Raw genomic sequence first — 26,956 nt, 5'->3', positions numbered from 1 at the left:
CCGGCTACAGCCCCAGCAGTTTCTCGATGCCCGCGAGTCCGAAGTGGATCCCGAAGACGACGCTGAGCACCCACATCAGCCAGCCCACGTCGCGGGACCGCCCGCTGGCGGACGTGATGATGGTGTAGGAGATGATGCCGGCGCCGATGCCGTGCGCGATGTCGTAGGTGAACGGCATGACCGCGATCGTCAGGAACGCCGGAACGGCGACGGTGATGTCGTCCCAGGCGATCTGCCCGACGTGCATCATCATCATGGCGCCGACCAGGACCATGGCGACCGAGGCCGCCTGTGCCGGGACCATGCTGAACACCGGGGCGAAGAACAGCGCCAGCAGGAACAGCCCGCCGGTGACGACGCTGGCCAGACCGGTGCGGGCGCCCTCACTGACGCCGGCGGTGGACTCGACGAACACCAGGGTGGCCGAGGAGCTGGTCAGGCCGCCGCTGATCGCGCCGGCGCCGTCGGTGGCCAGGATCTGGTTGACCCGCGGCATGTGGCCGTCCTCGCCGGTGAGGTCGGCCTTCTTTCCGATGGCCAGGATGGTGCCCAGGGCATCGAAGAACCCGGCCAGTACGAGGGTGAACAGGATGACCCCGGCGCTGGCCACGCCGGCCGTGGTCCAGGCGCCGAACATGTCGACCTGGAACAGCAGGCCGAAGTCGGGGGCGGAGAAGACCGAGCCGGGAAGTTCGGGTGCCTGCAGCCCCCAGTCCTCGGCCGGGACCCGGAAGGCGTAGTGCACGATGACGGCGACGACCGTCGCGGTGACGATGCCGTAGAAGATCGCGCCGGGGACGCGGCGGGCGAGCAGGACCGCCGAGGTTCCCAGGCCGATGAGGAACACCACCACCGGCCAGCCGGCCAGGTGCCCGGTCTCGCCGAGCTGCAGCAGTTTGCCGTCGCCGGCGCTCACGAAGGTGGCGTTGGTGAAGCCGATGAGCGCGACGAACATGCCGATGCCGACGCCGATGGCCAGCTTGAGGTGGTGCGGGAGCGCGTTCATCACGGCCGTGCGGACTCCGGTGACCACCATCAGGATGATGGCGATGCCCTGCCAGACCACCAGACCCATGGTTTCGGCCCAGGTCATCTGCGGGGCGGCTTGGTAGGCGACCACCGCCATGACGCCCAGCGCGGCGGCGCAGGCGATCGGGGCGCGCCCGATCACCCCCATGAGGATGGTGACGATTCCGGCGGACAGGCAGGTCATCGTGGTCAGCTGCGCGGTGGACAGGGTGTCCCCGTTCACGTCGGTGACGCCGCCGAGGATGATCGGATTGAGGACGATGATGTAGGCCATCGCCATGAACGTGGTGAGGCCGCCGCGGACCTCCTGGCCGATGCCGGAGCCGCGTTCGGTGATGAAGAAGAACCGGTCGAGCCAGGATCGAGCCGGCCGGGCCTCCGCGGGGGCTTGAGGTTGCGGTTGCGGGCCCGCTGTGTCGAGTTGGGTCATGGTCCCCTCCTGGAGGGAATCAGGGGGATCGGGCACGGTGCCCGGTCGGTTTTTGCTTTATGTATTCAATCGATTACTTTCCGAAGTCATCACTGGTTGCGTCTTTGTAAGCGCAGTGGTGCCTGTTCGGTGGGATCGCTCGCGCCGGGACGCGTCGACGGCGGGGGTGAGGGTCAGGCTCACCCGGCCGCGGCGGGTCACCGGGCGCGAGCCCTGGGACGGCTGCCCGCCCCGGCACCGAGGGCGCCGGCGGCTCGGGGCGGGCAGGTCCGACTCGTCGGCCCGGGGTCAGGGGCGACGAGGCCTTGTGGGGCTCCTACGCCGACCGTGCGGCTACAGCTCGATTCCCACGATGTCCTCCGGTCGGATCGGGGCATGGGTGAGCGGTCGGCCGGTGGCGGCGCGGACCGCCGAGACGATGGCCGGGGTCGACGACAGTGTCGGCGGCTCCCCGGCGCCGCGCAGGCCGTAGGGCGAGTGCGGGTCGGGGTGTTCGAGCACGTCGATCCGCATCGGCGGGGTGTCGAGGATGGTCGGGATCAAGTAGTCGGTGAACGACGGGTTGCGGATTTCACTGCCGGTGACCTGGATCTCCTCCATCAGGGCCAGGCCCAGGCCCTGGGTCGCCCCGCCCTGGATCTGCCCGGCCAGCTGCTGGGGGTGCAGGATCTTGCCGACGTCCTGGACCGCGTCCAGCGCCACGACCTTGACCAGGCCCAGCTCGACGTCGACGTCGACCACGGCCCGGTGCACGCACATCCCGAACTGGGTGTGCGAGGAGCCCTGTCCCTGGGTCGGGTCGAGCATCTCGGTGGGCCGGTGGTGGTACTCGCGGGTCTCCTCGACGACGGTGTCGCCGAGCAGGTCGGCCAGCGACACCAGCACCCCCTCGGTGTCGGAGACGACCTTGCCGCCGACCAGGCTCAGCCCGCCGCCGGGGTGGCCGCCGGACACCAGGCCGCGCTCGCGCACCAGCTCGAAGATGCGCTCGCGCACCGCCTCGCAGGCCGTCTTCACCGCGCCGCCCGTCATGTAGGACTGGCGCGAGGCCGACGACGACCCGGCCGAGCCCACCTGAGTGTCGGAGGGATGGATGGTCACCCGCTCCACACCCAGCTCGGTGCGGGCGATCTGGCCCTTGACGGTGACCAGCCCCTGGCCCACCTCGGCCGCGGCGGTGTGCACCAGGACCGACGGCTCCCCGCCGATGACCTCCATGCGCACCCGCGCCGTGGAGTAGTCGTCGAAGCCCTCGGAGAAGCACAGGTTCTTCAGGCCCACGCCGTAGCCCACGCCGCGCACCACGCCCTCGCCGTGGCTGGTGTTGGCCACGCCGCCGGGCAGGGTCCGCAGGTCGGCCGGGTCGGGCAGCTCCTCGCGAGCGGGCGGCATCGGCAGGTCGCGGGCGCGCCGCAGCATCTCGGCCATCGGCAGCGGCATGTCGATCTCCTGCCCGGTGATGATCCGGGACCCCTGCGACATGGCGTTCTTGATCCGCAGGTCGACCGGGTGCATGCCGAGCTCGGCGGCGAGCTTGTCCATCTGCGACTCGTAGCCGAAGCAGGCCTGCACCGCGCCGAAGCCGCGCATCGCGCCGCACGGCGGGTTGGTGGTGTAGACGCCGTAGGCGTCCACCTTCACGTTGGGCACCTCGTAGGGGCCGATGCCCAGCGAGGACGCCACCCCGACCACGGCCGGGGTCGCCGAGGCGTACGCGCCGCCGTCGACGATGATCTCCAGCGTGGCGTAGAGCAGCGTGCCGTCGCTCGTGGCGCCGTGCTCGAAGCGCATCGTCGCCGGGTGCCGGTGCACGTGCCCGAAGAACGACTCTTCGCGGTTGTAGACGATCTTCACCGGCCTGCCGGTACGCAGGGCCAGCAGGCACGCGTGGATCTGCATCGACAGATCCTCGCGCGCACCGAACGCGCCGCCCACTCCGGCCAGGGTCAGCCGCACCTTGTCCTGGGGCAGCCCCAGGCAGGGGGCGATCTGCCGCTGGTCCACGTGCAGCCACTGGGTGGCGATGTAGAGGTCGACGCCGCCGTCCTCGGCGGGCACGGCCATACCCGACTCCGGGCCGAGGAAGGCCTGGTCCTGCATGCCGACCTCGTAGTCGGTGGTGACCACGGCGTCGGCCTGGGCGCGCAGCTCCGCCACGGGTGTGCCGGAGGTGAAGGCGCCGGTGCGGATGGGCTGGTAGCGCACGAGGTTGCCGCGCTGGTTGTACTCCTCGTGGACGGGCAGCGTGCCCTCCTCGTGGACGCGCGGGCACTCCTCGTCGAACACGGCCCGGCGCGCGTCGGCGACCGGCTCCAGCACCTCGTAGTCGACCTTGACGCGCTCCAGGGCGCGGCGCGCGGTCTCGGGGTGGTCGGCGGCCACGATCGCCACCGCCTCGCCCTGGTAGCGCACCTTGTCGAAGGCGAGGACCGGCTGGTCCTCGTACTCCAGGCCGTAGCGCTTCTCGCCGGGGATGTCCTCGTGGGTGAGCACCGCGTACACCCCGGGCAGCCTGACCGCCTCGGTGGTGTCGATGCCGCGGATCCGGGCGTGGGGGTGGGGGCTGCGCAGCGTCATCCCCCAGAGCATGTCCTCCATCCACATGTCGGAGGAGTAGGCGAACTCGCCGGTCACCTTGAGTGTTCCGTCGGGGCGGCGCGGGCTGGCGCCGATCCCGTCCTTGGTGGTGCTGGACAGGTCGGCGGGGGTGGTGCGCGTCGCGGAGCCGGCCATCAGCGGCTCACCTCCTGAAGCAGAGTCCGGTGGGCGGCGCGGCCGAGGCGGGCGGCCTCGCCGGAGGAGACGGTGCGGAGCTCACCGCGCTCGGCGACGGTCTCGCCGCCGACCAGCAGCCGCTCCAGTGGGGGAGGGGGACCGAAGGTCAGTGCGACCACGGGGTCGTCGATCACGTCGTAGCCGAATCCGTCGATCCGCCACAGCGCGATGTCGGCGAGCTTGCCGGGCTCCAGCGAGCCGAGTTCGGCGTCCCGGCCGAGGCAGCGGGCGCCGCCCAGGGTGGCCATCCGCAGAGCCTCGCGGGCGCTGAGCGCCTGCGGGCCCTTGCGGGCGCGGGCCATCAGCAGCGCCTGGCGCATCTCCCCCGACAGGGGGGTCAGTTCGCTGGAGGCGGGGCCGTCCACGCCGAGTCCGACGGGGGCTCCTGCCTCCAGCAGCTCGGTGGTGCGGCAGATGCCGGCGCCGAGGCGGGCATTGGAGGTCGGGCAGTGCGCGATCCCGGTTCCGGTGGCGGCGATCCGAGCGATGGCCTCGTCGGAGAGGTGCACCGCGTGGGCGAACCACACGTCCGGGCCGAGCCAGCCGAGCTTCTCGGCGTACTCCACCGGCGTGCAGCCGAACTCGGCCAGGCACTTCTCCTCCTCGTCGCGGGTCTCGGCGAGGTGGGTGTGCAGCCGCACGCCCTTGGCGCGGGCGAGCTCGGCGGCGCCGGTCATCAGCTCTCGGCTGACCGAGAACGGCGAGCACGGCGCGACCGCGACGCGGGTCATGGCGTCGGGGGAGGGGTCGTGGTGGGCGTCGATCGCGGCCTCGGTGGCGGCCAGCGCGCCGTCCAGGGTCTCCACGACGCTGTCCGGGGGCAGCCCTCCGTCGGACCGGCCGCGGTCCATCGAGCCGCGGGCCAGGTCCAGGCGGATGCCCACCCGCCGGGCGGCCTCCACCTCGGCGGCGGCGATGTCGCCGCGGCCCGAGGGGAAGATGTAGTGGTGGTCGGAGGCGGTGGTGCAGCCCGACAGCGCCAGCCAGCCGGTCGCGGCCGTGGTGGTCTGGGCGACGACTTCGGCGTCCAGCCGGTGCCAGATCTCATAGGACCCGACCAGCCACTCGAAGAGGGTGCCGTCGGAGAACAGGCCCTGGGTCGCCCACTGGTAGAGGTGGTTGTGCGTGTTGACCAGGCCGGGCGTGGCGATGCACCCGCGCCCGTCGATGCGCTGCGCGCCCGGGATGTGCGGGGCGGCGCCGGAGCCGACCTGGGTGATGCGCCCGTCGGAGGCGACGATGTGCCCGTCGACGTACTCGGCGCCGCCGACGGTGGCGATGTAGGCGCCGTCGATGACGATGGTGCTCACGACTCGCCCCCGGCGCTACCGGCGGCGGCCCGCTTGGCACTCGCCGCCTCCGCGGCGTTCCGCACCGCCTCGATGATCTTCTCGTAGCCGGTGCACCGGCAGAGGTTCCCGGCCAGCGCCTCGCGGATCTCGGCGTCCTCGGGCACGCCCCGGCCCGCGCCGACGGTGCGGTTGATCAGGTCGTCGCTCTGCACCAGCAGGCCCGGGGTGCAGAAGCCGCACTGCACGGCACCGGCCTCGACGAAGGCCTCCTGGACATCGCTGAGCCGCCTGTCGGAGCCCTCGCCCGATCCCTCGGCCAGACCCTCGACGGTGACGACGTCGCGGCCCTCGGCCTGCCCTGCGGCGACCATGCAGGAACAGGCGGTCACGCCGTCGAGGTAGACCGTGCAGGACCCGCACTCGCCCTGTTCGCAGGCGTTCTTGCTGCCGGGCAGGCCGAGCCGCTCGCGCAGCACGTACAGCAGGCTCTCGCCGGGCCAGACGTTGTCGGCGGTCACCCTCTCGCCGTTGACGGTGAATGTCACGCGCATCGCTTGCTCTCCTTCCGGTAGTCGGTGACCGACCAGGCGAGCGTGCGGCGGGCCATCACAGACAGGGCGTGCTTGCGGTAGTCCGCGCTGCCGCGGACGTCGTCGATGGGGCGGGCGGCCGACGCGACGAGTTCCCCGAAGCGGCGCACCGTCGCCTCACCTGGCACGGTCCCGTTCTCCCAGTCGAACTCGGCGGCGAGGAACTCCTCGGCCTCCACCGCGCGGATGGGGGTGGGTGCGGCCGAGCCGATGCCGGTGCCGACCCGGCGCCCGGCGGCGTCCAGCGCGAGTGAGAAGGAGGCAACGGCGATGACCATCGCGTTGCGGGTGCCGATCTTGCTGAAGTGCTGCGGGCCGGCGGGCTCCGGGAGCAGCACGGCGGCGATGAGCTCGTCGTCCTGCAGGGCGGTACGGCGCAGACCCAGGTAGAACTCCCGGGCCGGGACGTGCCGCACGCCGCGCACGGAGGCCACCTCGACGATGGCGCCGGTGGCCAGCAGCGGCGGGTGGGAGTCGCCGGCGGGCGAGGCGCCGCCGAGGTTGCCGCCGACGGTACCCCGGTTGCGGATCTGCGGCGAGGCGACCGTGCGGGAGGCCTGGGCCAGTGCGGGGGCGTGGCCGCCCAGGCGCTCGATGATGGTGGTGTAGGGAACCCCGGCCCCCAGGCGCAGGTGTGCGCCGTCCGGCCCCCATTCGCCGAGCTCGGCCACACGTGTGAGGTCGAGCAGCGCGGGCGGGCGGCGCTTGTCGAAGTTGAGCTCCACCATGACATCGGTCCCGCCCATGATCGGCACCGCGTCGGGGTGCTCGGCCTTGGCGGCGAGCGCTTCCTGCCACGTGGAAGGGCTCATGAATTCCATACTCGTCCTCGTTCGTCAGCCGTGTCGCGGATGTTCTGCCGGGGGGTGATACACCCGACAGTCGGCGTCTATGTGAAGTAGAACACTCGTCACCGAGTGGGTGCTAGGTCGCGATGACATGAAGTGATCACCAGGTGGGCGGCGCCCCTTCGTGGTTTCCTACAAGCGCCGTCGTGGGTTAACGTGTCCGCCACGCGGACCCCCGTGGTCCGGTCGATCGGTGCGATGATGGTGACGTGAGGGAAGGCCCATGCAGATCAGTGAACTCCTCGCGATTCCGCGCCTGCACCTGCGCTTCCTGACCGGGTCGGAGCACGTCGACCGGCACGTCCGGCTCGCCTACACCACCGACCTGCTGGAGCCCGAGCGCTACCTGAGCGGTGGTGAGCTCGTGCTGACCGGCATGATGTGGCGCAACGCTCCACAGGACTCCGAAACCTTCGTCCGTTCCCTGGTCGACGCCGGTGCGGCCTGTCTGGCCGCCGGGACGGCCCTGGGAGAGGTGCCCCCCGACCTCATCGAGGCCTGCCGCAGACATGACCTCCCCCTGCTGGAGGTGCCCAGCCAGACGTCCTTCGGGGCGGTCACCGAGGAGGTGCTGCGGCTGCTCACCAAGCACCGCTTCACCACCATCACCGAGACCCACCACCGCCACCGCCAGCTCATGGCGGAGGTCGCCGCGGGTGCCGACTTCCCCCGCGTATTCGCCTCCGCCGCCGCCGAGGCCGGTGTCGACGCCTGGGTGATCTCCAGCACCGGGCGCCAGGTCGCCGCGGCCGGCCCCGAGCTGCCCGCCGAGGACCGCTCCTGGCTGGCGTCCCGGGCCCTGACCCGCGCCGCCTCCCCGTTCGCGACGTCGATGCCCGCGACGGCCGACCCCGCGGTCACCCGGACCGTGACGATCCTGCCGGTGCAGACCCGCGAGTTCCACCCGCTGGCCGGGTGGACCCTGGTGTGCTCCGGCGACCACGCCGAGTGGCCGGAGGAGACCCGCGAGGCCGTCGCCGAGCTCACCTCCATCGCGGTCCTCGCCCGCAGCCGGGTCGAGGAGAACGCGCTCACCGCGGCCCGGCACGTCGAGGGGCTGCCCCGGCTGCTGGCCGCACAGCGGTTCGACGAGGTCGCCGCGCTGCTCCACGTCGGCGGCGACGCCGGGGCCGAGAGCCGCGAGGACACCGGGCACATCGTCGTCAGCGCGATGATGCGGCCCGATCCCCGCGTGCCCGACCTCGCCCGCCGTGTCGTCTGCGAGCTGCTGGCCGAATGGCCCGACGCCGTCGTCACCGGCGACAACGACGTCCTGGCCGTCATCCCGGTCCCCGAGCAGGCCGCCGCACCGTCGCGGGAGGCGGGTACGCGCACGGGGGCGCGGCCACCGGTCGCCGGGGGGCGCCCCGAGGCGGGCGCCGCAACGGCCGAACGGCTGCGCCGCGCCATCGGCGAGGCCGTGCACGTGCTGGAGGCCGGCCTCACCGACCACCGGCTGGCGATCGGTATCGGCTCGACCGTGCGGGGCATCCCGGAGCTGCGCGGCGCCGCCGTCGAGGCCCGCCACGCCCGCCGCCTCGCCGAGCTACGCGAGGGGCGCGCCCAGATCATCGCCGGGGCCGAGATCGACTCCCACGAGCTACTGCTGGCTTCGGTGCCGGAGGAGGTGCAGGCCTCCTACCGGGACCGCCTCCTTGGGCCGCTGTTCGCCTATGACCGCGACCACCGCTCGGAGCTGGTGCGCACCCTGGAGCGCTTCCTGGAGCACTCGGGCTCCTGGCAGCGCTGCGCGGCCGCCATGCACGTCCACGTCAACACGCTGCGCTACCGCATCGGCCGCATCGAAGAGCTCACCGGGCGCGACCTGAGCAACCTGGAGCACCGCGTCGACCTGTTCCTGGCGCTGAAGCTGCGCGACTGAGGGGGTATGGGGGCGCACGACCACCTCGGCTACGTCTGGACGCCCCCTGTGACGTGGCGCAGGATGATGTCGTGAGCCTGCCCGGCGCTGTCTTCGTTGTGGAAGACCAGGCGGTGGTGCCGCATATCGCTGTGGCCTGCCAGCTTGACCGTCCGGTAGCGGGTCGACGAGCGCTTGAACATCGACCCGCCCGCAGCGTCGGCCTTAAGTGCCACCTCGGTGATCCCGTGGAAAGGGATGCTGACGAGCGAGGAGTGGTAGTCGCCTGCGATGAAGATGATCACGCGGCGGTCCGTCACCCCGATGTACCCGGTGCTAGGCTCCGGGCTGCTGTAGGCGGCCAGGAGACGCTCGCCGCGCAGCAGAAGCCTCTGGACCTCCTCCAGCAGTTCCGGGTCGTCCGTGTACACGGCATCGGCATCGGTCATCCCAGCTCCTCCACGGTGTGGGGCCAACGCGGCGGTTTCGGTGATTGTAGGCCGCCCCGGACGCGCGTCCATCGGCCGCGGCGCCGCCGCCGACTGTCAGCGGGTCCCGGTAGCCTCCGCCCATGATCGAGGAGACTCTGGTCGCCGGCGGTGAGTTGCACGGCGCCGACCTGGCCGAACGCGACCTGGCACAGATTCTGCGGGCCGAGCCCGAGCGGCCCCGCGTGTTCGTGGACTGCGACCTGCGCGAGGCGGACCTGCGCGGCGCCTATCTGGTGGACGCGCGGTTCACCGGCTGCCGCCTCGACGGCGCTCGGCTGGACGAGGCGGCGCTGGACGGTTCGCGGTGGGAGGGCGGGAGCGCTTCCGGTGCGTCGTTCTTCAGCGCCGAGTGCGCGGAGGCCCGCTTCGAGCGGGTGGACCTGGCCACCTCGCGCTGGCTCGGCGCGCTGCTGACCGACGCCGTGTTCAGCGGGTGCCGGATGACCGGTGCCGGGCTGGGCGGCTGCCGGGGGATCGGCTACCGGTTCACCGGGTGCAACCTCATGCTCGCCCGCATGGCGGGGGTCGTGCTGCGCGGGCAGGCGATCGAGGGGCTGCGGTTGGACGAGGCCGACCTGAGCAAGGCCGATCTGCGGGAAACGGTGTGGAAGGACAGCCGGATGCGGGGCGCGGTCCTGCGCGGAGCCCTTTTCGCCGGGGCCGACCTGCGCGGGGCCGATCTGGGCGAGATCCCGCTGGCCGAGGCGCACGTGCTGCGCGGCGCCACGGTCGCGCCGGGCCAGGCGAACATGCTCCTGGCCGGAATCGGGGTCCAGGTGGCGGAATGATCGGCCCCATCCGACCGAGGTGAATCTACGACGTAAAGGCGGCGCTCGCAAGCCGCTGCACGAAGTCGATCCAGGTCGGCTTCACGAGTGGAGCGGCGCAGCGAGCGTCGTTCCGGTGGCCGCGAGCCGGAAATGATCCGTCAAACACGCCCTAGCACCCACCCCCGGTTCTCACACCGCTGCGGCGACATGCCGCTCGAACCACTCCGCCGAGACCCGGGCCACCTCCTCCAGTGCGCCCGGCTCCACGAACAGGTGGCCGGCGCCCAGCACGAGGTAGACCTGGTGGGGCGCCCGGATCCGGCGCGCGGCCTCGTGGCTGATCCGGACGATGGGATCGTCCGCGCTTCCGACGGCGAGTAGCACCGGTGCGCGGACCCGGTCGAGGGCCTGCCGGGCCAGGTCCACACGCCCGCCGCGGCAGACCACCGCCCTCACCCGGTCGGGCCGCTCCACCGCGCCGCGTATCGCCGCGGCCGCCCCGGTGCTGGCCCCGAACAGGCCCACCGGCAGGCGGGAGGTCTCCCGGCCGCCGTTCAGCCAGTCGATCGTGTGCGTCAGCCGGTCCGTCAGCAGGTCGATGTCGAAGCGGAACTCCCGGTGGATGTCGTCCTCCGCCTCCTCTTCCTCGGTCAGCAGGTCGAACAGGAGCGTGGCCAGACCGCGCTCGTTGAGCGTGGCGGCCACCTCCCTGTTCCGCGGACTGTGCCGGGAGCTGCCGCTGCCGTGGACGAACACCACGATCCCGGGCGCGCCCGCGGGGACGGCCAGGTCGCCGTTGAGGGTGGCGTGCGGAGTCGTCACGGTCACGGGTGTCGCGTTCGTCATGTGGGTCCCCCGGGTCGAGACGGGTCCGACCGGTGCGGCGGGCACGGGCGACGCGGACGGCGTCGCGCCCGGATCCCCGCGGTCGGACGGACGGGAGGGCGTCCCGTTCCCTCGCCCCTCATCGATCATTCCCCTGATCCCGCCGCTTACCGGTCGTCCTGCCGCCTATCGGGCGGTGCCGACGGCCCGCGAGCGCCGCGCCCCCGTCCACCTGTGCGCACTGGCCCGCGGCCCGGAATTTCGGCCAATGTGCAACCTCGATCGATATCGCGCGATCGCCCACCGAACCCGACGATCGGAGAGGCCCGGAGCGGCATGCTCCTCCGCCGATCGGGAGTGCGCCGGAAACGGTCGCGGCGCAATCGCGGAATTTCGTGTCCGCGAGCCGAAGCCGAATGGCGATCGCGGACTCCGCGCAGGTCACGGTATAGGGTCCTGCTGAGTGGGGCGGGGCGGCGCGGGCGCCGATGCCGATATCGCCGTCGATCCGCCGCCGTGGGTGAAACGTCCGCTGCGCGAAGCGGAGATCATTCGTGTCGTATTCGGGGTGACGGCGTGCGGGGGAGAGGTCGCTACATTTTCAACCGTCTCGGCTATGGTGCCCCCGACTTCCCCTGGGGGCGGGCATGCGACTGTGGGCGATGTGAGGCATTCGAGCCCATCTGCGCGGGTACTACTAACAGCGCGATCCGACGTGGACCGCGGTCGGCCGCATGGCACCGATGGGCCGCGCCGCTGCACAGCCGCCTCCTGCGGGCAGCGGGCACCCCGGTCGTCCCAGGACCGGCCCATGAGACGCGGCGGGGAGGGGCGGGCGCCATGTCCTTGTCCAGGAGCGAGCGGGAGCGGCTGCGCGCCATCGAGGAGCAGCTCCGCATGGAGGATCCGGAGTTCGCCGAGGAACTCGAACGGTGCGCCGAGCGGATCCCCGAAGACCGACCCCCTGATGCCGACACGTCGGCTTCCCTGTCCGTTCCCCTCATGCTGTGGGCCGCCATGGCGGCCGTCGTCATGGCGCTGATCCTCGCCCTGGCCATGAGCACCACCGGCGGCACCCCCGCCGATCCGGCCGACGGGGCCCCGCCCCCCACCACCTCCAGCACGTCCACCGACCAGCCGACCCCCGGTGTCGCGGCCGGGCAGGGATCGGCCACATGACGCAGACGGAGTCGCACGAAGACCCCAGCGATACCGCCGTGACCCCCACCGCCCAGCAGGGCTGGGTGACCGTGCGCTGGCTCGCGGCGACCGACCACAAGGTCATCGGATACCTCTACCTCATCACCTCTTTCGGCTTCTTCCTCGCCGGCGGGGTCATGGCCATGCTCATCCGCGCCGAGCTGCTGTGGCCGGGCCTGCAGGTCCTCACCCCGCAGGAGTTCAACGCCCTGTTCACGATGCACGGCACGATCATGCTGCTGCTCTTCGCGACACCGCTGTTCGTGGGCTTCGCCAACGTGATCATGCCGATGCAGATCGGCGCGCCCGACGTCGCCTTCCCGCGGATGAACATGTTCAGCTACTGGCTGTTCCTCTTCGGCGGGCTCATCGTGATGGGCGGGTTCCTCACCCCCGGCGGCGCCGCCAGCTTCGGCTGGTTCGCCTACCAACCGCTGTCGGACGCCGTGCGCACCCCCGGACTGGGCGGCGACCTGTGGGTGATCGGCCTGATCGTCTCGGGCCTGGGCACCATCCTCGGCGCCACCAACTTCATCACCACCATCGCCTGCATGCGCGCCCCCGGAATGACGCCCTTCCGGATGTCGCTGTTCACCTGGAACACCCTGTTCACCAGCGTGCTCATCCTGCTGGCGTTCCCCGTCCTCACCGCGGCGCTGGCGGCCCTGGCCACCGACCGCATGATGGGCACCCAGGTCTACGGCTCCGCCCACGGCGGGGCGATCCTCTGGCAGCACCTCTTCTGGTTCTTCGGCCACCCCGAGGTCTACATCGTCGCGCTGCCGTTCTTCGGCATCATCAGCGAGGTGATCCCGGCCTTCTCCCGCAAACCGCTGTTCGCCTACAAGAGCATGGTGGGCGCCACCATGGCGATCACGGGGCTGTCGATGGTGGTGTGGGCCCACCACATGTTCGCCACCGGAGCGGTCCTGCTCCCGTTCTTCGCCCTGATGTCCTTCCTGATCGCCGTCCCCACCGGCATCAAGTTCTTCAACTGGATCGGCACCATGTGGCGGGGGCAGCTGACCTTCCCCACCCCCATGCTGTTCGCGGTCGGATTCCTGGTGACGTTCCTGTTCGGCGGGCTCACCGGGGTGCTGCTGGCCTCGCCTCCCATCGACTTCCACGTGACCGACTCCTACTTCGTCGTCGGCCACATGCACTACGTGCTGTTCGGCACCGTGGTCTTCGCGATGTTCTCCGGGTTCTACTTCTGGTGGCCCAAGATGACCGGCCGCATGCTGCACGAGGGCCTGGGGCGGTTCCACTTCTGGACGCTGTTCCTCGGCTTCCAGGCCACGTTCCTTGTACAGCACTGGCTGGGCGCCGCAGGCATGCCCCGCCGCTACGCCGACTACCTGCCGACCGACGGCTTCACCGCGCTCAACTTCATCTCCAGCATCGGCTCCTTCGTCCTGGGCGCATCCACGCTGATCTTCCTGGCCAACGTCTGGTACACGTCGAACAACGCGCCGCAGGTCGGCACCGACGACCCGTGGGGCTCCGGCGGCTCCCTGGAGTGGGCGACGTCGTGCCCGCCGCCGCGGCACAACTTCGTCTCCCTGCCGCGCATCCGAAGCGAGCGCCCGGCCTTCGACCTCAAGTACCCCTACCAGGGCGTGCGTGCCGTGGCGGGCTCCCGCGAACCCGGCTGACGCGCTCCGCCGGGATCGGGTCGGCGGCCCCGAGGCCGATGGGAGCCGCGGGTGCGGGACGTTCCCCCTCGCGGGTCCCCCGTGAGGGGGAGAACACCGCCCACAACCCCCTGCGCAGGGGAGGTCCCGGCGGGTTCGCGCTTGCGATGCTCGACTCGACCTCGCCGGAAGGGCGCCCGAGCGTACGGATACGGGCCGGGCGGGGAGAGCCGGAAGGGGACGTCATGCGACGGGAGACGAGGGACCGGCGGGGCCACGGTCCGGTGCGGCCGACGGCCGCACCGGAGCCGGACGGCGGCGGGTATGCGCGTTACGCGGCGCACGCCGCCGTGCTGTGGTCGGGGCTCTACGCCGTGCTTGCCGCCTACTGGGCGCTGACCGGGCACGGGTTCCCCTACGGGGCGGCTCCGGACGCGGCGGTCACCGAGCCTCTCGCCGGGCGCTTCGGGCCGGGTGTCGCCTGGGGTGCCGTCCTGCTCGCCGGCGTACCGGCGGCGCTGCTGGGCGCGGCCATGCTGCGCGGGGTGCGGGCGGGCCGACCGGTGCTCATCGCCGTCGGGGCCCTGCTGTCCGTCCAGCTCCTGGCGCTGATGACCAGCGTCGACCTGCTGACTCTGCTCGGCTACGTCCCCTATGCCCTGGTCAGCGTGTTCACCGACCCCGAATCGGCCGCCGCCTTCGCGGCCAAGGCCACCGAGGCAGGTGTACTGCACCAGCTGCTGTGCCTGGTGGGCGGGTTTCTGTGGGCGCTGGCGACCGTCGCCTACGCCCGCCGTACCGGTGATGCCTGCCTGCGCTGCGGGCGCGCGCAGGGCGGCGAGGGGTGGCGGAGCCCGCGGAACGCCGCGCGCTGGGGCCGCGCCGCCGTCTACCTGGCCGTCGTCACCCCGGTCCTGTACGCATTCACGCGCTTCGCCTGGGCGTTCGGTGTGCCGCTGGGCATCAGCGAGGAGTTCCTGCGCGAGGGCCAGGAGACCGGAATGTGGACCTCCGGCGCGTTCCTGGCGGCGTTCGGGCTGGTCGGAGCCGTCCTCACGCTCGGCCTGACCCAGCGCTGGGGCGAGGTGTTCCCGCGCTGGATGGTCGGGCCGGCGGGACGGCGCGTCCCCGTCTCGCTCGCGGTCGTGCCCGCGACGCTCGTGGCGGTGCTGCTGGTCGTCGCCGGGATCGCGATGTGGTCGGGGTACGCCGAGATGGTGGCCGAGACGGTGTCCGGCGATGAGATGGGCGCCCTCCTGCTGGGTGTGCTGCCCACCGCGCTGTTCCCGCTGTGGGGCGCGGCGCTCGGGGCGGCGACGCTGGCCTACTACTACCGCCGCCGGGGCGCGTGCGCGGTGTGCGGCCGGGGCGCGGACGAACCCGCCGTCGCGGCGCGCTGAGGCCACGGGCCAGGCGTCCGGGGTGCCGGGCGACCCGCCGGGGCCGGCGGACGGACGGCCCCGGCGGGTCTTCTCCGTACGGGTGGGGCGGCGCGGCTCCGGGGTGCGCGAGGGAGAGGGGAGGGCGCCCGGCGGCTGGGGCGGACTCGTGCGGATCCGCGGGTAAGGCGGGCACGGGGGCGGCGCGCCTACATCACGTAGGCGGCGCTGCCGGTGCGGCGGGCCTCCAGTGCCGCACCCAGGCGGGGGACGAAGGGCGGGAACAGCAGCCGGGCCGCCTTCTCCGGTTCGACGAAGGCGTAGCCGTCGAGTTCTTCCGCCTGCAGGGTGATCTCCGTGGCGGGGCCGACGGTCCCGCAGTCGAAGACGAATGCCAGGAACGGTTTGGGGCGCACACCCTGCGGCGCGCTCCAGTGCACGGCCAGCAGGGGGCCGGGGGTCAGCCGCAGCCCGACCTCCTCGGCCACCTCACGTTCGCAGGCCAGGTGCGGTGCCTCCCCGTCCTCCACGACTCCGCCGGGCAGTGTCCAGTGCTCGCGGTAGTTGGGGTCCACGATCAGCACGTTGCCGGACTCGTCGGTGATGAGCCCGAAGGCGGACAGGTAGGCGGTCGGCAGGGTGGCGAACCACTGCTCCGGCGGCAGGAACTCTTGCGGCATACGGGCAGGCTAGCCGAGTCGGACTCCGCCCGCGGCCTCCCCCTCAGTGCCCCGGGGCGAACGGGGAGGCGACCCTGCCGCTGCCTCTCGCCTCCTGGAGCCTGCGGCGCATCTCCGCACCCTCGTTGAGGTGGGGGAAGGGGGTGCCGTCGGGGGTCGGGACGCCGAGGAAGTCGCACAGCGGACCCCACCCGTCTCCGGGCTCGTAGACGAGCAGGCGGTCGGCGGGGACGGTGTCGAGGACGGCGGCGTTGTTGCGCCGGAACCCCGCGATGGAGGGTTCCGGCTCCGGGATGTCCGCCATACCGGAGCCGAACGCGGTCCGGAACATCACGTCGAGCACCTGTGCGTTGAACTCCTCGTGCGCGGGGGTGGCCGGCGGGGTCTCGCCGCGGGCCACGGCCGCGCTGAACTCGAAGATCGTGGTGCGGCAGCTGGTGTACCAGCGCTGCGGGTCGCGCCGGGTGAGGATGACCTTGGCGTCGGGGTAGGCCGCCACGAGTTCGCGCCAGAAGTAGGAGCCGGGCCAGTCCACCGCCGACCGGTAGCCCTCGAAGAGGTGCTCCCAGTCGACGGGGCCGCCGCTGAGCACACCGCTCCAGCGGCGCGCCTGCTCCGGGTGCTGGATGACCTCGTACATGTGGTGACAGGGGCCGAACCCGAGGTGTTCCAGGGCCGCCTTCATCGAGGCGGTCCCGGTGCGGGGCATGCCCGCGCCGATGACCTGCAGCATCGTCCGTGTCCTCCGCTCGTGCGGCGTCGCGTCGTGGGTGAGCGGGCGGGCGGCGCCCCTGCGGCCGCGGCCCGCCCGGTCTAGGTCGACCCTGGGGTACGCGCACGCGCAGCGCAGGTAGCCGCGGGGGGACAGAAATGTCCCGCCCCGGGTGGGAATAGGGTGCGGAGCCGGGCCGTCCCCTCGGCCCGGCTCCGCGGTCGTGGGCCGGTCAGCGGCCGTCCAGCCACTCCCGTGCGGCATGGAGGGCGGAGGACGGCAGGCCGTGGCCGCCGGGGTGCTCGGCGAAGCGGACGTCGGCGCCGCGGTCGGTGAGCTGGGTGGCCAGGAGATGCGCCTGGTCGAACGGGGTGATGGTGTCGGCGCGGCCGGCGCTGAGGAAGACCTGCGTGCCGGCCAGGTCGACCGGGTCGGGCGTGCGGTCCTGCAGCGGTGCGGCGGCCGCGAACAGGGCGGCTCCGTGCAGCAGGCCGGGGCGCAGCAGCAGCGCGGCGGCGGCGATGTTGGCGCCGTTGGAGAACCCCACCGCGACCAGGCGGCCGGTGTCCAGGTCGTGGAACTCGGCCGCCGCCGTCACGAAGTCGGCGAGCTCGTGGGTGCGGGCGATGACGTCCTCGACGTCGAAGACGCCCTCGCGCAGCCTCCGGAACCACCGGTTGGCGCCGAACTCCCGCACCCTCCCGCGGGGCGACAGCAGCGCCGCGCCTTCGGACAGGGCACTGCCGAGCCCGAGGAGGTCGTGCTCGTCGGCACCGGTGCCGTGCAGGAGGAGCAGGACCGGTGCGTCGGGGTCGGTGGCGGGCCGAAAGACGTAGGGGGAGTCGGTGTCCATCAGGGGGACCGGCCTATCTCCGTTCGACATGCCGGGGCGGGTCACCGGCCTCACTCTCCGATCTTCAGCGTCGGCAGTGCGGCTTCGATGCGGGCCTGGTCGGGCTGGAGCCACGGCGGGAGTCGGAGTCTGCGGCCGAGTTCGAGCAGCGGCTCGTCGTAGTCGAAGCCGGGGCCGTCGGTGGCGATCTCCAGCAGAACTCCCCCGGGTTCGTGGAAGTAGATGGACTGGAAGTAGGTGCGGTCGCGGACCTCGGTGACGCTGACCCCGTCCTCGACGAGCGACTTGCGCCAGGCCACCTGCGCCTCGGTGTCGGGGGCGCGGTAGGCGATGTGGTGCACGGTGCCGGCGGCGACCAGGCCGGGGCGGGCGGATGGGTCGGCGATGATGTCGACGACCGTTCCGACGGCGGCGCCTGCCGCGTCGGTGTGGAAGCGGAAGCGGTTGCTTTCCTCTGCGGTGAGGCGGAAGCCCAGCTGTCCGCTGAGCATGGCCGCGGTGCGGTCCAGGTCGTTCTCGGTGAGCGTCACGGCGCGGATGCCGCGGATCGCGTGCTCGGCGGGGACGGGCCCGCCGTCCCACGGGTCGGTGTCGTGGGGGTCGGCGCCGGCGACCAGTTCGATGACCAGTCCGTCGGGGTCGCGCAGCGTGAGCACGTCCTCATCGAGGCGCGTGGCAGGGCGGGTGGCCTCGATGCCGAGGGCGGCAAGGTGCCGCTGCCACCAGCCGAGCGCTCCTTCCGGCACGGAGAAGGAGGTGGTGGTGGCCTGGCCCGCGCCGATGCGCCCTCGCGGGGCGCCCGGCCAGGGGAAGAAGGTCATGATCGTGCCTGGATTTCCGGCCCGGTCGCCGTAGTACAGGTGGTAGGTGCCCGGATCGTCGAAGTTGACGGTCTGCTTGACCAGTCGCATCCCCAGGGCGTGCAGGTAGAAGTCGGCGTTGGCCTGGGGGTCGCTCGCGATCGCGGTGACGTGGTGTAGTCCGGCCGGGCGGACGTCCATAGGGGTCTCCTCGTACAGCGCGGGGCTGTTCGGTTCTCTCATCATCGGAAACGGTTGAAATATAAACCAAATTCCCGGAGAGGCGTGTGCGGCAGCAGTGAGGAGGACGCCCGATCCGGGCCCCTGGAGGGCATCGGAATCGGGGTGAACGGGGGGTGGCCGTGTGCCGCTGGGGTGACCGTTTCGATTTCACCCACTGTCACCAGGGCGTTGATTCGGCGGTGCCTACGTTCCGTGATGGCGATAGTGATGCTTATCTCACTCGCCGTGTCGCCGTCGGTCGGCGCCCCGGCTCGGGTGTGTGCCGTCGCGGTCGACATCCGCGCCGGGGTGGGGATGTCCGGCCGGGGTCCGCCCCGCCCCGCACAGGCGGAGCGGGCCCCGGCCGGGTGAGCCGGTGCGGTCGGGCGGGGCGGGGGCGCTTGACTCACCCGACCCCCGGCCTGCCACCTCCCGCGTGGTGGCGATGCCGCTCCGGGCGGCCCCGGTTCCGCGCATCGCGGGGCCGCGGGATCAGCCTCGGGCGCAAAGTGCATAATGTCAACCAATAAAGTAGGAAATTCTTCTTCATCCACGTCGGCGTGGGTGTGGCCGAGATAACCAACCGAACATGTAGGAAATGTGGTTGACTTCGATCATGGATGTCACAGGTCCCGACCGCCCGGCGCGGCGGCGGAGTCTCACCTTCGACGAGGGGTGTCAGGGGCGGCGTATGCACCCGTCCGCTCCCTAACCGAATTGGAACGACACCCATGACCACCGACACCCACCCCGCCCTCGGTGCGGCGCCGACCCCCCTCACCCTCGACCGGCTGGTCGAACTCACCGCCGCCACCGCGGCCGAGGTCCGCGCCGGACTGCACGAGATCCGCTTCGACGCCGAGAACCGCTGGTCGGTCCGGCTCAGCGGGGACGCCTACGCCGACGTCTGGCTGATCACCTGGACCCGGGACCAGTCCACCGCCCTGCACGACCACGCCGGATCCCTCGGTGCGCTCACCGTCGTCAGCGGGACGCTCACCGAGCACTACTGGTCCTCCGGCCTGCGCGACCGGTCCATCGCCGGCGGGTGCGGCGCCGTCTTCCCCCTCGGCCACGTGCACGATGTCGTCAACCGCTCGGCCGAGCCGGCGGTGAGCGTGCACGCCTACTCGCCGCCGCTGACCGCGATGTCCTACTACCGGCTGGACGGCGACCGCCTGCGCCGCACGCACAGCATCCTCACCCACGACCCCGAGCCGGCCGTGGTCACGCTCGACGAGGTCCCCACGCGCGGCTCCGCCCCCGCGCCGTTCCCGGGGGAGGGCCGCCGGTGAGCGCGATCGACGACCTGCTGCGCCGCCGCCGCGCCGGGCTCGACCGGCTGGAGCCCGGTGACGCGCACGCGGCGCACGGGTCCGGGGCGCTCCTCGTGGACACCCGGCCGGTGGTCAACCGCGCCGCCGAGGGCGTGATCCCCGGCGCCGTGGTCATCGACCGCAACGTCCTGGAATGGCGCCTGGATCCCACGAGTCCGGACCGCATCCCCGAGGCCGCCGACGCCGACCTGCACGTCATCCTCTTCTGCAACGAGGGGTACGCCTCCAGCCTCGCGGCCGCGCAGCTGCGTGAGCTGGGGCTGCGCCGCGCCACCGACATGGTCGGCGGATTTCGCGCCTGGGTGGCGTCCGGCCTGCCGGTCGAGCAGGGTGAGGCAACCGGATGGCCGGGTTTACCGGACTATTCGTCCCATACCCGTATACGGACTGCTGGTTAAGGGTTCTTCGGTCGGTGCCGGGCTAGGTCGACCCGTGGGCCGTGGGGGAGAGTGGAGGCAGCGTCATCACTTCCAGTGATTGGAGCGATGTGGAGCGTTGCGCAGCCCTGTTCGGTGCCGCTGTGTTCGCCTTGGGGGCGCCGTCGACCGCCGGCTTCGGCGACGACACCCTCTCCTACTCCTCCACCGGCGGCGTCGAACGCAGCCTGGGCGGCCAGGACACCACGGGTGACGTTGCCGAGCCCGGGGCCTCCGACCGGACCCTCGCCCTTCTCCCCTCCGTGGGGATGTGACCCGGCTAGACCGAGATGGGCAGCGACGTGAGGTACTCCGACGCGCGCCTCGGGTGGAGGAACCAGCCGATGAAGTCGGCCGGGTCGGCGAACCCGTTGGCGAAGCGGTCCGCGGTCTCCTGGCTGTACTGCGCCGCCTGCAGCAGCTCCTGGACGTGCGGCGGCATCCGGAGCATGACCTTGCTCCAGGCGACGACGTGTCGCGCGTGCTGCCAATGGCCGTCGAACGCCGAGCGCATGAATTCCGCGTCGAACGGGCGGTCGCCGTGGTCGACGATGGCGCGCCGGTAGGCCTTGGCGCACTGGGCGGCGCTGTTGGCGCCCTGCGAGGTGACGGGGTCGTTGGTGACGACCGCGTCGCCCATCGCGAGCACCGCCGCGCCGCCGGGCAGCCGCCCGACCGGTTTGCGTACGACGGGGGTGACGGCGCCCTGCAGCACGGCGCGCCCGTCGGTGAGCTCGACGCCCCGGCACCGCTCGTACTCCCAGGGCGTGTGTCTGCGCACCGCCTCCAGGACGCGTGCCAGCATGGCCTCGGCGCCTTCGTCCGATCCGGGGGCGGTGTCCATCGGGCCGCCGGGGACGGCCTCGACGGTGATGGCGTGGCACGGGCCGCCGAGCGTGTAGGAGGGCGTCACCAAGATCTCGCCGACGCCGGGTAGGACATTGCGCCGCAGGACGCTGCCGGCGGCGTGCTCGGCCATGCCGTGCACGTAGGCGGCGGTGAGGGTGCGCTGCGGCGCGGCGAACTCCGAGCGCTGCCCGTCGCGCTCGAACAGCTCGCCGAGCTCGCCGCGGCCCGTGGCCACGACCACCAGGTCGTAGGAGTCGGCGGCGCGGTCCAGGTCCTCGACGGTGGCGCGGTGGATGAGGATGCGCCCGCCGCGGCGCTCGACCTCTTCCAGCCACGCGGCCATCTTGAGCCGCTGGTCGACCGAGCGCGCCGGTTCGCGCAGCCGCCCGGTCCAGTCGGCACTCAGCCCGCCCTTGGCGTCGGCCAGGCCCACGCCCACGCCGCCGATGGGCGGTGCGGCGCCGTTGTGGGTGTCGAGCCCGTGGCGGTGCTCGTCGCGCAGTGCCGCGCCGAACAGGCACTGGGTCGACAGCACGCGGCCGGCCCGGATCTCCTCGGGAGAGTGGAGGCTGACCAGGGTGACGTCGTAGTCGTCCGCCAGCAGCCCGATCGCCATCTGCAGGCCGGACTGGCCGGCGCCGACGATGAGGATTCTGCGCATGGGTCCACCCGTACTCGGAAGCTCAGGAACAGCTCGATCGGAAGATCAACAGGAAATGGGCAGGAACGCGACATCCCGCCACCCGTCGGCGAATCTAGCACCGGGATGCGGGCGTCGGGCTCGGCCCCCGGGGGGCTTCTCGCGGGCGCGGGGTGTCGGTGCTGTTCAGTGCGGCCCGGGGGTGGTGCGGTGGACGGGTGGAGAGGGCAAGATCACTTCCATTAATCCTACTTCTTAAGTAGGATTTGCCGCAGTCGTGAGTCAGGGTCAGCAACGTCAAGGGGCTCTCCAGCATGAGCATGCGCAGGTTCCGCTTACCGGCCGCCGCGGCCGCCCTCCTCCTCGGGATGACGGCGACGGCGTGCGGTGAAGACGCCTCCGCCGGGGAGAACCGCCTGGTCCTGGGCTACTTCCCGAACGTCACCCACGCCCCCGCGCTCGTCGGCGTCGAGGAGGGCATCTACGCCGACGCACTCGGCGACGGGATCGAGTTCTCCACCCAGACCTTCAACGCCGGCCCCGACGCCATCAACGCGGTCTTCTCCGGTGACGTCGACGCCACGTTCGTCGGCCCCAACCCCTCCATCAACGGCTGGGAGCAGTCCGAGGGCGCCGCCCTGCGGGTCATCGCCGGATCCACCTCCGGCGGCAGCGGGCTGGTGGTGCGTCCCGACATCACGTCGGTCGACGACCTCAAGGGCGCGACCCTGGCCACCCCCCAGCTCGGCAACACCCAGGACGTGGCGCTGCGCTGGTGGGCCACCGGTCAGGGCTGGGCCTTCGACACCGAGGGCGGCGGCGACATCGCGATCATCCCGCAGGAGAACTCCGAGATCGTCGACGCCTTCCTCACCGACCGGATCGACGGCGCCTGGGTGCCCGAGCCCTACCTCAGCCGCCTCGTGCTCGAAGGCGGGGGGCACGTCCTGGTCGACGAGGCCGACCAGTGGCCCGACACCGGGGGCGAGTACGTCACCACCCAGCTCATCGTGAGCGCCGACTACCTCGCCGAGCACCCCGACAACGTGCGGCGGCTGCTCCAGGGCCACATCGCCACGGTGGACCGGATGAACGCCGACCCCCAGAGCGCCCAGCGCGCCGTCGGCGACCACTTCGAGAGGCTCAGCGGAAGGCCGCTCCACGACGACATCCTCACCGCGGCCTTCGGCAACCTCACCTTCACCGTCGACCCCGTCGCATCCTCCCTGGCGGACAGCGCCCGGCACGCCGAGGCCGTGGGCCTGCTCGACCCGGTGGACCTCGATGGCGTCTACTCCCTCGACATCCTCAACGACCTGCTCTCCGAGGCCGGCCACGACCGGGTCAGCGGACTGGAAGGCGATTAGCACATGAGTGTCCTCACGGCCGAATCCGTCGGCACCGCGGTCTCCATCGACGACGTGACCAAGGTGTTCGGGCGCGGCAAGCACACCCTGACCGCCATCGACGGCCTGTCGATCTCGGTGCGCCAGGGGGAGTTCGTCTCCATCCTCGGGGCCTCGGGGTGCGGCAAGAGCACCCTGCTCTCGCTGGTCGCCGGGCTCGATGAGCCCACGCTCGGCCGGGTCTCGGTCAACGGCCACCGGGTCTCGATGATGTTCCAGGAGTCCGCGCTGTTCCCGTGGCTGACCGTCGGCGGCAACATCGAGGTGCCGATGAAGGTGCACGGTATCGCCAAGGCCGAGCGGCGGCGCCGCGTCGAGGAGCTGCTCGACCTCGTCCGGCTGAGCGGCTCCTCCCGCAAGCGCCCGCATGAGCTGTCCGGCGGCATGCGCCAGCGGGTCGCGTTGGCCCGCGCGCTCGCCCAGGAGGCCGACGTGCTGCTGATGGACGAGCCGTTCGGCGCCCTGGACGCGATGACCCGCGACATCCTCCACGACGAGCTGGAGCGCATCTGGCGCGAGCGCGGGCTGACCGTGCTGTTCGTGACGCACAACGTCCGCGAGGCCGTGCGGTTGGGCGACCGGGTCGTCCTGCTGTCGAGCCGGCCGGGGCGGGTCATCGAGGAGTTCTCCGTGCACGGGCAGCGCCCGCGCCGCATCGACTCCGCCGAGATCGCCGAACAGGCCGCCACCATCACCGACCGTCTGCGTGTGGAGGTCGCCCGCCATGCCCGCTGAACCCACCCGCGTGCGCGCCGAGCCGATGAGCGGTGACGACGCCGCTGACGCCGAGGGCCGGCGCGTCCGGGGCATCGACGCCCTCGAACTGGGCCCCGAGCGGCTGGAGGAGGAGCGCGGCGCCGCGGTGTTCGCCGCCCGCCTGTGGTCGGCCACCTGGCCCAAGCTCCTGGCCGCCGCGATCGTGCTGGTCGGCTGGCAGCTGGTGGTGTGGAGCGGGTGGCGGCCCGTCTACGTGCTACCGGGCCCCGACAGGGTGTTGGCCACCCTTGTGGAGGAGGTGACCTCCGCCCCCTTCTGGGAGGCGGTGCGCACCACCATGGAGCGCGCGGTCGCGGGCTTCGTCCTCGCCTTCGCCGTGGGCAGCGCGGTCGGCCTGCTGATCTCCCGCTTCGCGGTGCTGCGCACCGCCATCGGCTCGCTGATCACCGGCCTGCAGACGATGCCGTCGATCGTGTGGTTCCCCTTCGCCATGCTGCTCTACGGCATCAGCGAGGCCGCGATCATGTTCGTCATCGTCCTGGGCGCGGCGCCGTCCATCGCCAACGGGTTGGCCAACGGCGTCGACTACGTCCCGCCGACGCTCCGGCGCGCCGGACAGGTCATGGGCCTGCGCGGGATCGCGCTCTACCGGATCCTCATCGTCCCGGCGGCGCTGCCGATGTTCGTCTCCGGCCTCAAGCAGGGGTGGGCGTTCTCCTGGCGGTCGCTGATGGCCGGCGAGCTGCTGGTCATCATCAACCAGCAGAACTCGATCGGGTGGGCGCTCAGCCAGTCGCGCGCCATGAACGACGCCGACCGGCTGCTGGCCTACATCCTCATCGTGATGGCCATCGGCATCCTCATCGACGTCCTGTTCAACCGGGCGGATGCGAGCATCCGCAAGCGGTGGGGGCTGACCACGAGCTGACGTGCGGTGACGGACGGGCGCCGATGCGGCAGGTGGTGGAGGGGGACTGCGACACACCGTGCACTAACCAAATGATGGCACTTTATAAAAGTTAGTGTACGCTCGGGATGGCAGCAGCAGCCCGTCCACCACCCTGCACAGGAGCTCCACCATGGCCACCATCGTTCTCTTCGGTGCCACCGGAACCATCGGCACCCGCATCCTCGACGAGGCGCTCGCCCGCGGCCACCGGGTGATCGCCGTCGTCCGCGACCCGGCCCGGCTCGACCGCACCCACGACGCCCTGACCGTCACCACCGGAGACGTCCTCGACCCCGGCTCCGTCACCGCCGCGGCCAAGGGCGCCGACGTCGTCGTCAGCGCGGTCGGCGGCGGCGACGCCGCCGCGACCCAGGCGGTCGTGGAACCGGCCGTCCGCGCGCTCGTCGAGGGGCTGCGCGCCCTGGGCGCGGACGCACCCCGCCTCATCTCGGTCGGCGGTGCCGGCAGCCTGCAGACCGCGTCCGGCGCCAGAGTCTGGGACGCCCCCGGCCTGCCGGACTGGCTGCTCACGATCATGCACGCCCACGGCGACGCGCTGGAGTACCTGCGCACCGTCACCGACGTGCGCTGGACCAGCTTCAGCCCGGCGGGGACCATCGAGCCGGGCGAGCGCACCGGCCGCTACCGCACGGACACCGAGCGGCTCGTCGTCGACGGCGGGGGCACCAGCTACATCAGCGCCGAGGACTACGCGGTGGCGCTGGTCGACGAGATCGAGCGGCCCCGCCACGTCGGCGGACGCTTCACCGCCGCGCGCTGAGCCCGCACCGCGCGGAACACGGACGGAGCGGGCGTGCGCCGCGGGGGTGCGACCCCCGCGGCGCACGCCCGCTCCGTACCTACGACTGCGCGGAGTCCTGCGGCCGCCGGTGCGCGACCGCCTCGGCGACGATCGCGTCCACCTGCTCGACGATGCGCGTCCGGTCGCGCTCGAACACCGGGTCGGTGACGGCTCCGGCGTTGTGCGGCCCGAAGCGCAGGATCGGGGTGTGCACGTGCCCGGCCGGGATGTCGCGGCCGGTGGCGTCGCGCAGCAGCGTGTTGCGGTAGGCGATCTCGTTGGAGAGGTAGTCCCCGCCGCCGCCCCGGACCGCCCGGGAACCCGGAGTGGGGCCGTCGGGGCGGACGACCGGCTCGGTCCGCCCTGCGGGGATCTCCGTCACCTCGGTGTTGTCGAAGACGGGGAAGGGGCCGGTCGCGGCGGCGGCGATCGCTCGGTGGGGCAGGGTGGACTCGCTCCACTGCGGTTGCGGTTCGACGGTGGGCACGCCGTCGGGCACCGGCACCTGCTCGGCGGTTCCGGTCATCTCGTTGTCGGCGCCGCCGCCGCGCCATGCGCCGTTGTAGGCCTCCAGGTCGAATCGCCCGTCGCGGCCCTGGCTGACGGTGACCGCCACGTCGGCCGGACGGTCGCCGGTGTAGTGGGGGAGCAGGGCCTGCTCGACCATGCCGTCGGTGAAGTCGCGCCACCGCACGGGGAACATCGCGGTCCGGACGAGTGCGGTGCCCGCGTCGGTCTCGATCGTCGTGCCGTCCAGGGCGAGCGCGGCGGCACCCGAGGGGTTGGCCTGGCGGATGTCGTTGTCCAGCCCGAACGGGTCGAAGCCGGTGACCACGACGCGGATGACGCCGGAGTCGGCGGGGAAGCGCATCTCATGGTGGCCCCGGGACCACCGCTCCAGCGCGGCGACGAGGTCGGCCCGCCGGTCGCCGCCGAGCTCGAAGTGCGGTTCCCATGTGCGCAGTGCCGCGGTCATCCCGAGCCGCGCCCAGTACAGGGGGCGGTCGTCCCCTGCGCTCAGGTCACCCGTGGCCCGGCCGTGCCCCTGGACCCGGTCCACGGCCGCGCGCCACAGCCGCGAGCCGTGGTGGCGCACGACGGCCTGGGCCGCCTGCGCGTTCCGGGCCCCGCACAGGGCGGCGGCGAAGTCGGCGACGCGTCCGTCGAACCCGGAGCGTCGCAGGATCTCCTGCGGGACCGCCCCGTCGAGCCGGGCCTCCTCCACCGTGACCTCACCGGCGCCCCGGCAGGCGGCTCCGGCACCCGCCGGATCGGCGTGGGCGGGGAGCGCGGCCGCCGCGACCGGCAGCGCGATCAGCGCGCTCGTGGACACCCGTGCCATCGTCCGCAGGAAACCCATACGGCTCCGCCGTCCCTTCCGTGCCTCGGATCCGCATATGGCGCGAATCACCAGAGCCGGAAGCTACTACGCGACCTGCGCGGTGCCGG

At 72.1% G+C, this 26,956-nt stretch carries 25 protein-coding genes; 12 read left to right on the top strand and 13 right to left on the bottom strand.

Going from position 1 to position 26,956, the window contains the following annotated elements; translation table 11 throughout:
* Positions 1 to 4: 4 nt before the first annotated feature.
* The 5 genes from HNR23_RS09940 to HNR23_RS09920 all read right to left on the bottom strand — a co-directional run bounded on the left by HNR23_RS09940 (position 5) and on the right by HNR23_RS09920 (position 6,937).
* Positions 5 to 1,459, bottom strand: a complete 1,455-nt coding sequence (locus tag HNR23_RS09940) for an NCS2 family permease (protein ID WP_184075232.1) — start codon at positions 1,457 to 1,459, stop codon at positions 5 to 7.
* Positions 1,460 to 1,792: 333 nt separating this feature from the next.
* On the bottom strand, positions 1,793 to 4,192 hold the full coding sequence (gene pucD, locus HNR23_RS09935) for a xanthine dehydrogenase subunit D (RefSeq protein ID WP_184075230.1): 2,400 nt from the start codon (positions 4,190 to 4,192) through the stop codon (positions 1,793 to 1,795).
* On the bottom strand, positions 4,192 to 5,544 hold the full coding sequence (locus HNR23_RS09930; RefSeq protein ID WP_184075228.1) for an 8-oxoguanine deaminase: 1,353 nt from the start codon (positions 5,542 to 5,544) through the stop codon (positions 4,192 to 4,194). The genes pucD and HNR23_RS09930 overlap by 1 nt, the downstream gene beginning before the upstream one ends.
* Complete coding sequence (locus tag HNR23_RS09925) at positions 5,541 to 6,077, bottom strand: (2Fe-2S)-binding protein (protein ID WP_184075226.1); 537 nt, start codon at positions 6,075 to 6,077, stop codon at positions 5,541 to 5,543. The genes HNR23_RS09930 and HNR23_RS09925 overlap by 4 nt, the downstream gene beginning before the upstream one ends.
* Positions 6,068 to 6,937 (bottom strand): FAD binding domain-containing protein, encoded by an 870-nt coding sequence (locus HNR23_RS09920; protein WP_184075224.1) that lies wholly within the window; start codon positions 6,935 to 6,937, stop codon positions 6,068 to 6,070. Before HNR23_RS09920 ends, HNR23_RS09925 begins: the two co-directional genes overlap by 10 nt.
* A gap of 250 nt (positions 6,938 to 7,187) precedes the next feature.
* Between HNR23_RS09920 and HNR23_RS09915 the strand changes: the two genes are divergently transcribed.
* The gene (locus tag HNR23_RS09915; RefSeq protein WP_184075222.1) at positions 7,188 to 8,846 is read left to right on the top strand and encodes a PucR family transcriptional regulator; all 1,659 of its coding nucleotides are present in this window, start codon (positions 7,188 to 7,190) and stop codon (positions 8,844 to 8,846) included.
* A 29-nt stretch (positions 8,847 to 8,875) separates the two neighbouring features.
* Here the strand turns inward: HNR23_RS09915 and HNR23_RS09910 are convergent, their stop codons facing one another.
* Positions 8,876 to 9,274 carry a PH domain-containing protein gene (locus HNR23_RS09910; protein ID WP_184075221.1) on the bottom strand — a complete coding sequence of 133 codons (399 nt, stop codon included), beginning with the start codon at positions 9,272 to 9,274 and terminating at the stop codon, positions 8,876 to 8,878.
* A 122-nt stretch (positions 9,275 to 9,396) separates the two neighbouring features.
* On the opposite strand from HNR23_RS09910, the gene HNR23_RS09905 reads away from it, so the two are divergent.
* Entirely contained in the window at positions 9,397 to 10,104 is a 708-nt protein-coding gene (locus HNR23_RS09905) for a pentapeptide repeat-containing protein (RefSeq protein ID WP_184075219.1), read from the top strand.
* Between the two features lie 171 nt (positions 10,105 to 10,275).
* On the opposite strand, the gene HNR23_RS09900 is transcribed toward HNR23_RS09905, so the two are convergent.
* Positions 10,276 to 10,932, bottom strand: coding sequence for a dienelactone hydrolase family protein (locus HNR23_RS09900; RefSeq protein ID WP_184075217.1), 657 nt, complete (start codon positions 10,930 to 10,932; stop codon positions 10,276 to 10,278).
* Positions 10,933 to 11,751: 819 nt separating this feature from the next.
* On the opposite strand from HNR23_RS09900, the gene HNR23_RS09895 reads away from it, so the two are divergent.
* From HNR23_RS09895 to HNR23_RS09885, 3 genes are all read left to right on the top strand, one after another.
* Positions 11,752 to 12,090 carry a DUF3040 domain-containing protein gene (locus HNR23_RS09895; protein WP_184075215.1) on the top strand — a complete coding sequence of 113 codons (339 nt, stop codon included), beginning with the start codon at positions 11,752 to 11,754 and terminating at the stop codon, positions 12,088 to 12,090.
* Positions 12,087 to 13,766 (top strand): aa3-type cytochrome oxidase subunit I, encoded by a 1,680-nt coding sequence (ctaD, locus tag HNR23_RS09890; protein WP_184075213.1) that lies wholly within the window; start codon positions 12,087 to 12,089, stop codon positions 13,764 to 13,766. Before HNR23_RS09895 ends, ctaD begins: the two co-directional genes overlap by 4 nt.
* Before the next feature lie 224 nt (positions 13,767 to 13,990).
* Positions 13,991 to 15,145, top strand: coding sequence for a hypothetical protein (locus HNR23_RS09885; protein WP_184075211.1), 1,155 nt, complete (start codon positions 13,991 to 13,993; stop codon positions 15,143 to 15,145).
* A gap of 188 nt (positions 15,146 to 15,333) precedes the next feature.
* Here the strand turns inward: HNR23_RS09885 and HNR23_RS09880 are convergent, their stop codons facing one another.
* The 4 genes from HNR23_RS09880 to HNR23_RS09865 all read right to left on the bottom strand — a co-directional run bounded on the left by HNR23_RS09880 (position 15,334) and on the right by HNR23_RS09865 (position 18,370).
* Positions 15,334 to 15,804 carry an NUDIX domain-containing protein gene (locus HNR23_RS09880; protein ID WP_184075209.1) on the bottom strand — a complete coding sequence of 157 codons (471 nt, stop codon included), beginning with the start codon at positions 15,802 to 15,804 and terminating at the stop codon, positions 15,334 to 15,336.
* Positions 15,805 to 15,847: 43 nt separating this feature from the next.
* The gene (locus HNR23_RS09875; RefSeq protein ID WP_184075207.1) at positions 15,848 to 16,537 is read right to left on the bottom strand and encodes a sulfotransferase family protein; all 690 of its coding nucleotides are present in this window, start codon (positions 16,535 to 16,537) and stop codon (positions 15,848 to 15,850) included.
* A gap of 211 nt (positions 16,538 to 16,748) precedes the next feature.
* The gene (locus tag HNR23_RS09870) at positions 16,749 to 17,399 is read right to left on the bottom strand and encodes an alpha/beta hydrolase (protein ID WP_246421677.1); all 651 of its coding nucleotides are present in this window, start codon (positions 17,397 to 17,399) and stop codon (positions 16,749 to 16,751) included.
* A 20-nt stretch (positions 17,400 to 17,419) separates the two neighbouring features.
* Positions 17,420 to 18,370 carry a VOC family protein gene (locus tag HNR23_RS09865; RefSeq protein ID WP_184080139.1) on the bottom strand — a complete coding sequence of 317 codons (951 nt, stop codon included), beginning with the start codon at positions 18,368 to 18,370 and terminating at the stop codon, positions 17,420 to 17,422.
* 752 nt (positions 18,371 to 19,122) lie between these two features.
* Here HNR23_RS09865 and HNR23_RS09860 point away from each other — a divergent pair.
* The 3 genes from HNR23_RS09860 (at position 19,123) to HNR23_RS09850 (ending at position 20,419) form a co-directional block, all read left to right on the top strand.
* Entirely contained in the window at positions 19,123 to 19,686 is a 564-nt protein-coding gene (locus HNR23_RS09860; RefSeq protein WP_184075205.1) for a cysteine dioxygenase, read from the top strand.
* Positions 19,683 to 20,126 carry a rhodanese-like domain-containing protein gene (locus HNR23_RS09855; protein WP_184075204.1) on the top strand — a complete coding sequence of 148 codons (444 nt, stop codon included), beginning with the start codon at positions 19,683 to 19,685 and terminating at the stop codon, positions 20,124 to 20,126. The genes HNR23_RS09860 and HNR23_RS09855 overlap by 4 nt, the downstream gene beginning before the upstream one ends.
* A gap of 89 nt (positions 20,127 to 20,215) precedes the next feature.
* Positions 20,216 to 20,419 carry a hypothetical protein gene (locus HNR23_RS09850; RefSeq protein ID WP_184075202.1) on the top strand — a complete coding sequence of 68 codons (204 nt, stop codon included), beginning with the start codon at positions 20,216 to 20,218 and terminating at the stop codon, positions 20,417 to 20,419.
* A 5-nt stretch (positions 20,420 to 20,424) separates the two neighbouring features.
* On the opposite strand, the gene HNR23_RS09845 is transcribed toward HNR23_RS09850, so the two are convergent.
* A complete protein-coding gene (locus tag HNR23_RS09845) occupies positions 20,425 to 21,654 on the bottom strand; it encodes a styrene monooxygenase/indole monooxygenase family protein (protein ID WP_184075200.1) in 1,230 nt (409 codons plus the stop codon).
* Positions 21,655 to 21,947: 293 nt separating this feature from the next.
* On the opposite strand from HNR23_RS09845, the gene HNR23_RS09840 reads away from it, so the two are divergent.
* The 4 genes from HNR23_RS09840 (at position 21,948) to HNR23_RS09825 (ending at position 25,486) form a co-directional block, all read left to right on the top strand.
* Complete coding sequence (locus tag HNR23_RS09840; protein WP_184075198.1) at positions 21,948 to 23,000, top strand: ABC transporter substrate-binding protein; 1,053 nt, start codon at positions 21,948 to 21,950, stop codon at positions 22,998 to 23,000.
* Between the two features lie 3 nt (positions 23,001 to 23,003).
* Complete coding sequence (locus HNR23_RS09835) at positions 23,004 to 23,774, top strand: ABC transporter ATP-binding protein (RefSeq protein WP_184075196.1); 771 nt, start codon at positions 23,004 to 23,006, stop codon at positions 23,772 to 23,774.
* Positions 23,775 to 23,799: 25 nt separating this feature from the next.
* Positions 23,800 to 24,684: an ABC transporter permease gene (locus HNR23_RS09830; RefSeq protein WP_184080137.1), complete on the top strand. Its 885-nt coding sequence runs from the start codon at positions 23,800 to 23,802 to the stop codon at positions 24,682 to 24,684.
* Between the two features lie 151 nt (positions 24,685 to 24,835).
* Positions 24,836 to 25,486: an NAD(P)-dependent oxidoreductase gene (locus HNR23_RS09825; protein ID WP_184075194.1), complete on the top strand. Its 651-nt coding sequence runs from the start codon at positions 24,836 to 24,838 to the stop codon at positions 25,484 to 25,486.
* A 79-nt stretch (positions 25,487 to 25,565) separates the two neighbouring features.
* Here the strand turns inward: HNR23_RS09825 and HNR23_RS09820 are convergent, their stop codons facing one another.
* Positions 25,566 to 26,849, bottom strand: a complete 1,284-nt coding sequence (locus HNR23_RS09820) for a pyroglutamyl peptidase (protein WP_394353760.1) — start codon at positions 26,847 to 26,849, stop codon at positions 25,566 to 25,568.
* Positions 26,850 to 26,956 lie beyond the last annotated feature (107 nt).

Source organism: Nocardiopsis mwathae (assembly GCF_014201195.1).
Classification (GTDB): Bacteria; Actinomycetota; Actinomycetes; order Streptosporangiales; family Streptosporangiaceae; genus Nocardiopsis_C; species Nocardiopsis_C mwathae.
Note: the sequence above shows the minus strand (reverse complement) of the source record. Positions and strands in the feature narration are given on the sequence as shown.

What these genes read in the sequence shown, in the direction of transcription:
- HNR23_RS09940 (WP_184075232.1), bottom strand. Translation starts at nt 1,459, where the DNA reads ATGACCCAACTCGACACAGCGGGCCCGCAACCGCAACCTCAAGCCCCC.
- pucD (WP_184075230.1), bottom strand. Translation starts at nt 4,192, where the DNA reads ATGGCCGGCTCCGCGACGCGCACCACCCCCGCCGACCTGTCCAGCACC.
- HNR23_RS09925 (WP_184075226.1), bottom strand. Translation starts at nt 6,077, where the DNA reads ATGCGCGTGACATTCACCGTCAACGGCGAGAGGGTGACCGCCGACAAC.
- HNR23_RS09920 (WP_184075224.1), bottom strand. Translation starts at nt 6,937, where the DNA reads ATGGAATTCATGAGCCCTTCCACGTGGCAGGAAGCGCTCGCCGCCAAG.
- HNR23_RS09915 (WP_184075222.1), top strand. Translation starts at nt 7,188, where the DNA reads ATGCAGATCAGTGAACTCCTCGCGATTCCGCGCCTGCACCTGCGCTTC.
- HNR23_RS09910 (WP_184075221.1), bottom strand. Translation starts at nt 9,274, where the DNA reads ATGACCGATGCCGATGCCGTGTACACGGACGACCCGGAACTGCTGGAG.
- HNR23_RS09905 (WP_184075219.1), top strand. Translation starts at nt 9,397, where the DNA reads ATGATCGAGGAGACTCTGGTCGCCGGCGGTGAGTTGCACGGCGCCGAC.
- HNR23_RS09900 (WP_184075217.1), bottom strand. Translation starts at nt 10,932, where the DNA reads ATGACGAACGCGACACCCGTGACCGTGACGACTCCGCACGCCACCCTC.
- HNR23_RS09895 (WP_184075215.1), top strand. Translation starts at nt 11,752, where the DNA reads ATGTCCTTGTCCAGGAGCGAGCGGGAGCGGCTGCGCGCCATCGAGGAG.
- ctaD (WP_184075213.1), top strand. Translation starts at nt 12,087, where the DNA reads ATGACGCAGACGGAGTCGCACGAAGACCCCAGCGATACCGCCGTGACC.
- HNR23_RS09885 (WP_184075211.1), top strand. Translation starts at nt 13,991, where the DNA reads ATGCGACGGGAGACGAGGGACCGGCGGGGCCACGGTCCGGTGCGGCCG.
- HNR23_RS09880 (WP_184075209.1), bottom strand. Translation starts at nt 15,804, where the DNA reads ATGCCGCAAGAGTTCCTGCCGCCGGAGCAGTGGTTCGCCACCCTGCCG.
- HNR23_RS09875 (WP_184075207.1), bottom strand. Translation starts at nt 16,537, where the DNA reads ATGCTGCAGGTCATCGGCGCGGGCATGCCCCGCACCGGGACCGCCTCG.
- HNR23_RS09870 (WP_246421677.1), bottom strand. Translation starts at nt 17,399, where the DNA reads ATGTCGAACGGAGATAGGCCGGTCCCCCTGATGGACACCGACTCCCCC.
- HNR23_RS09865 (WP_184080139.1), bottom strand. Translation starts at nt 18,370, where the DNA reads ATGGACGTCCGCCCGGCCGGACTACACCACGTCACCGCGATCGCGAGC.
- HNR23_RS09860 (WP_184075205.1), top strand. Translation starts at nt 19,123, where the DNA reads ATGACCACCGACACCCACCCCGCCCTCGGTGCGGCGCCGACCCCCCTC.
- HNR23_RS09845 (WP_184075200.1), bottom strand. Translation starts at nt 21,654, where the DNA reads ATGCGCAGAATCCTCATCGTCGGCGCCGGCCAGTCCGGCCTGCAGATG.
- HNR23_RS09840 (WP_184075198.1), top strand. Translation starts at nt 21,948, where the DNA reads ATGAGCATGCGCAGGTTCCGCTTACCGGCCGCCGCGGCCGCCCTCCTC.
- HNR23_RS09835 (WP_184075196.1), top strand. Translation starts at nt 23,004, where the DNA reads ATGAGTGTCCTCACGGCCGAATCCGTCGGCACCGCGGTCTCCATCGAC.
- HNR23_RS09830 (WP_184080137.1), top strand. Translation starts at nt 23,800, where the DNA reads ATGAGCGGTGACGACGCCGCTGACGCCGAGGGCCGGCGCGTCCGGGGC.
- HNR23_RS09825 (WP_184075194.1), top strand. Translation starts at nt 24,836, where the DNA reads ATGGCCACCATCGTTCTCTTCGGTGCCACCGGAACCATCGGCACCCGC.
- HNR23_RS09820 (WP_394353760.1), bottom strand. Translation starts at nt 26,849, where the DNA reads ATGGCACGGGTGTCCACGAGCGCGCTGATCGCGCTGCCGGTCGCGGCG.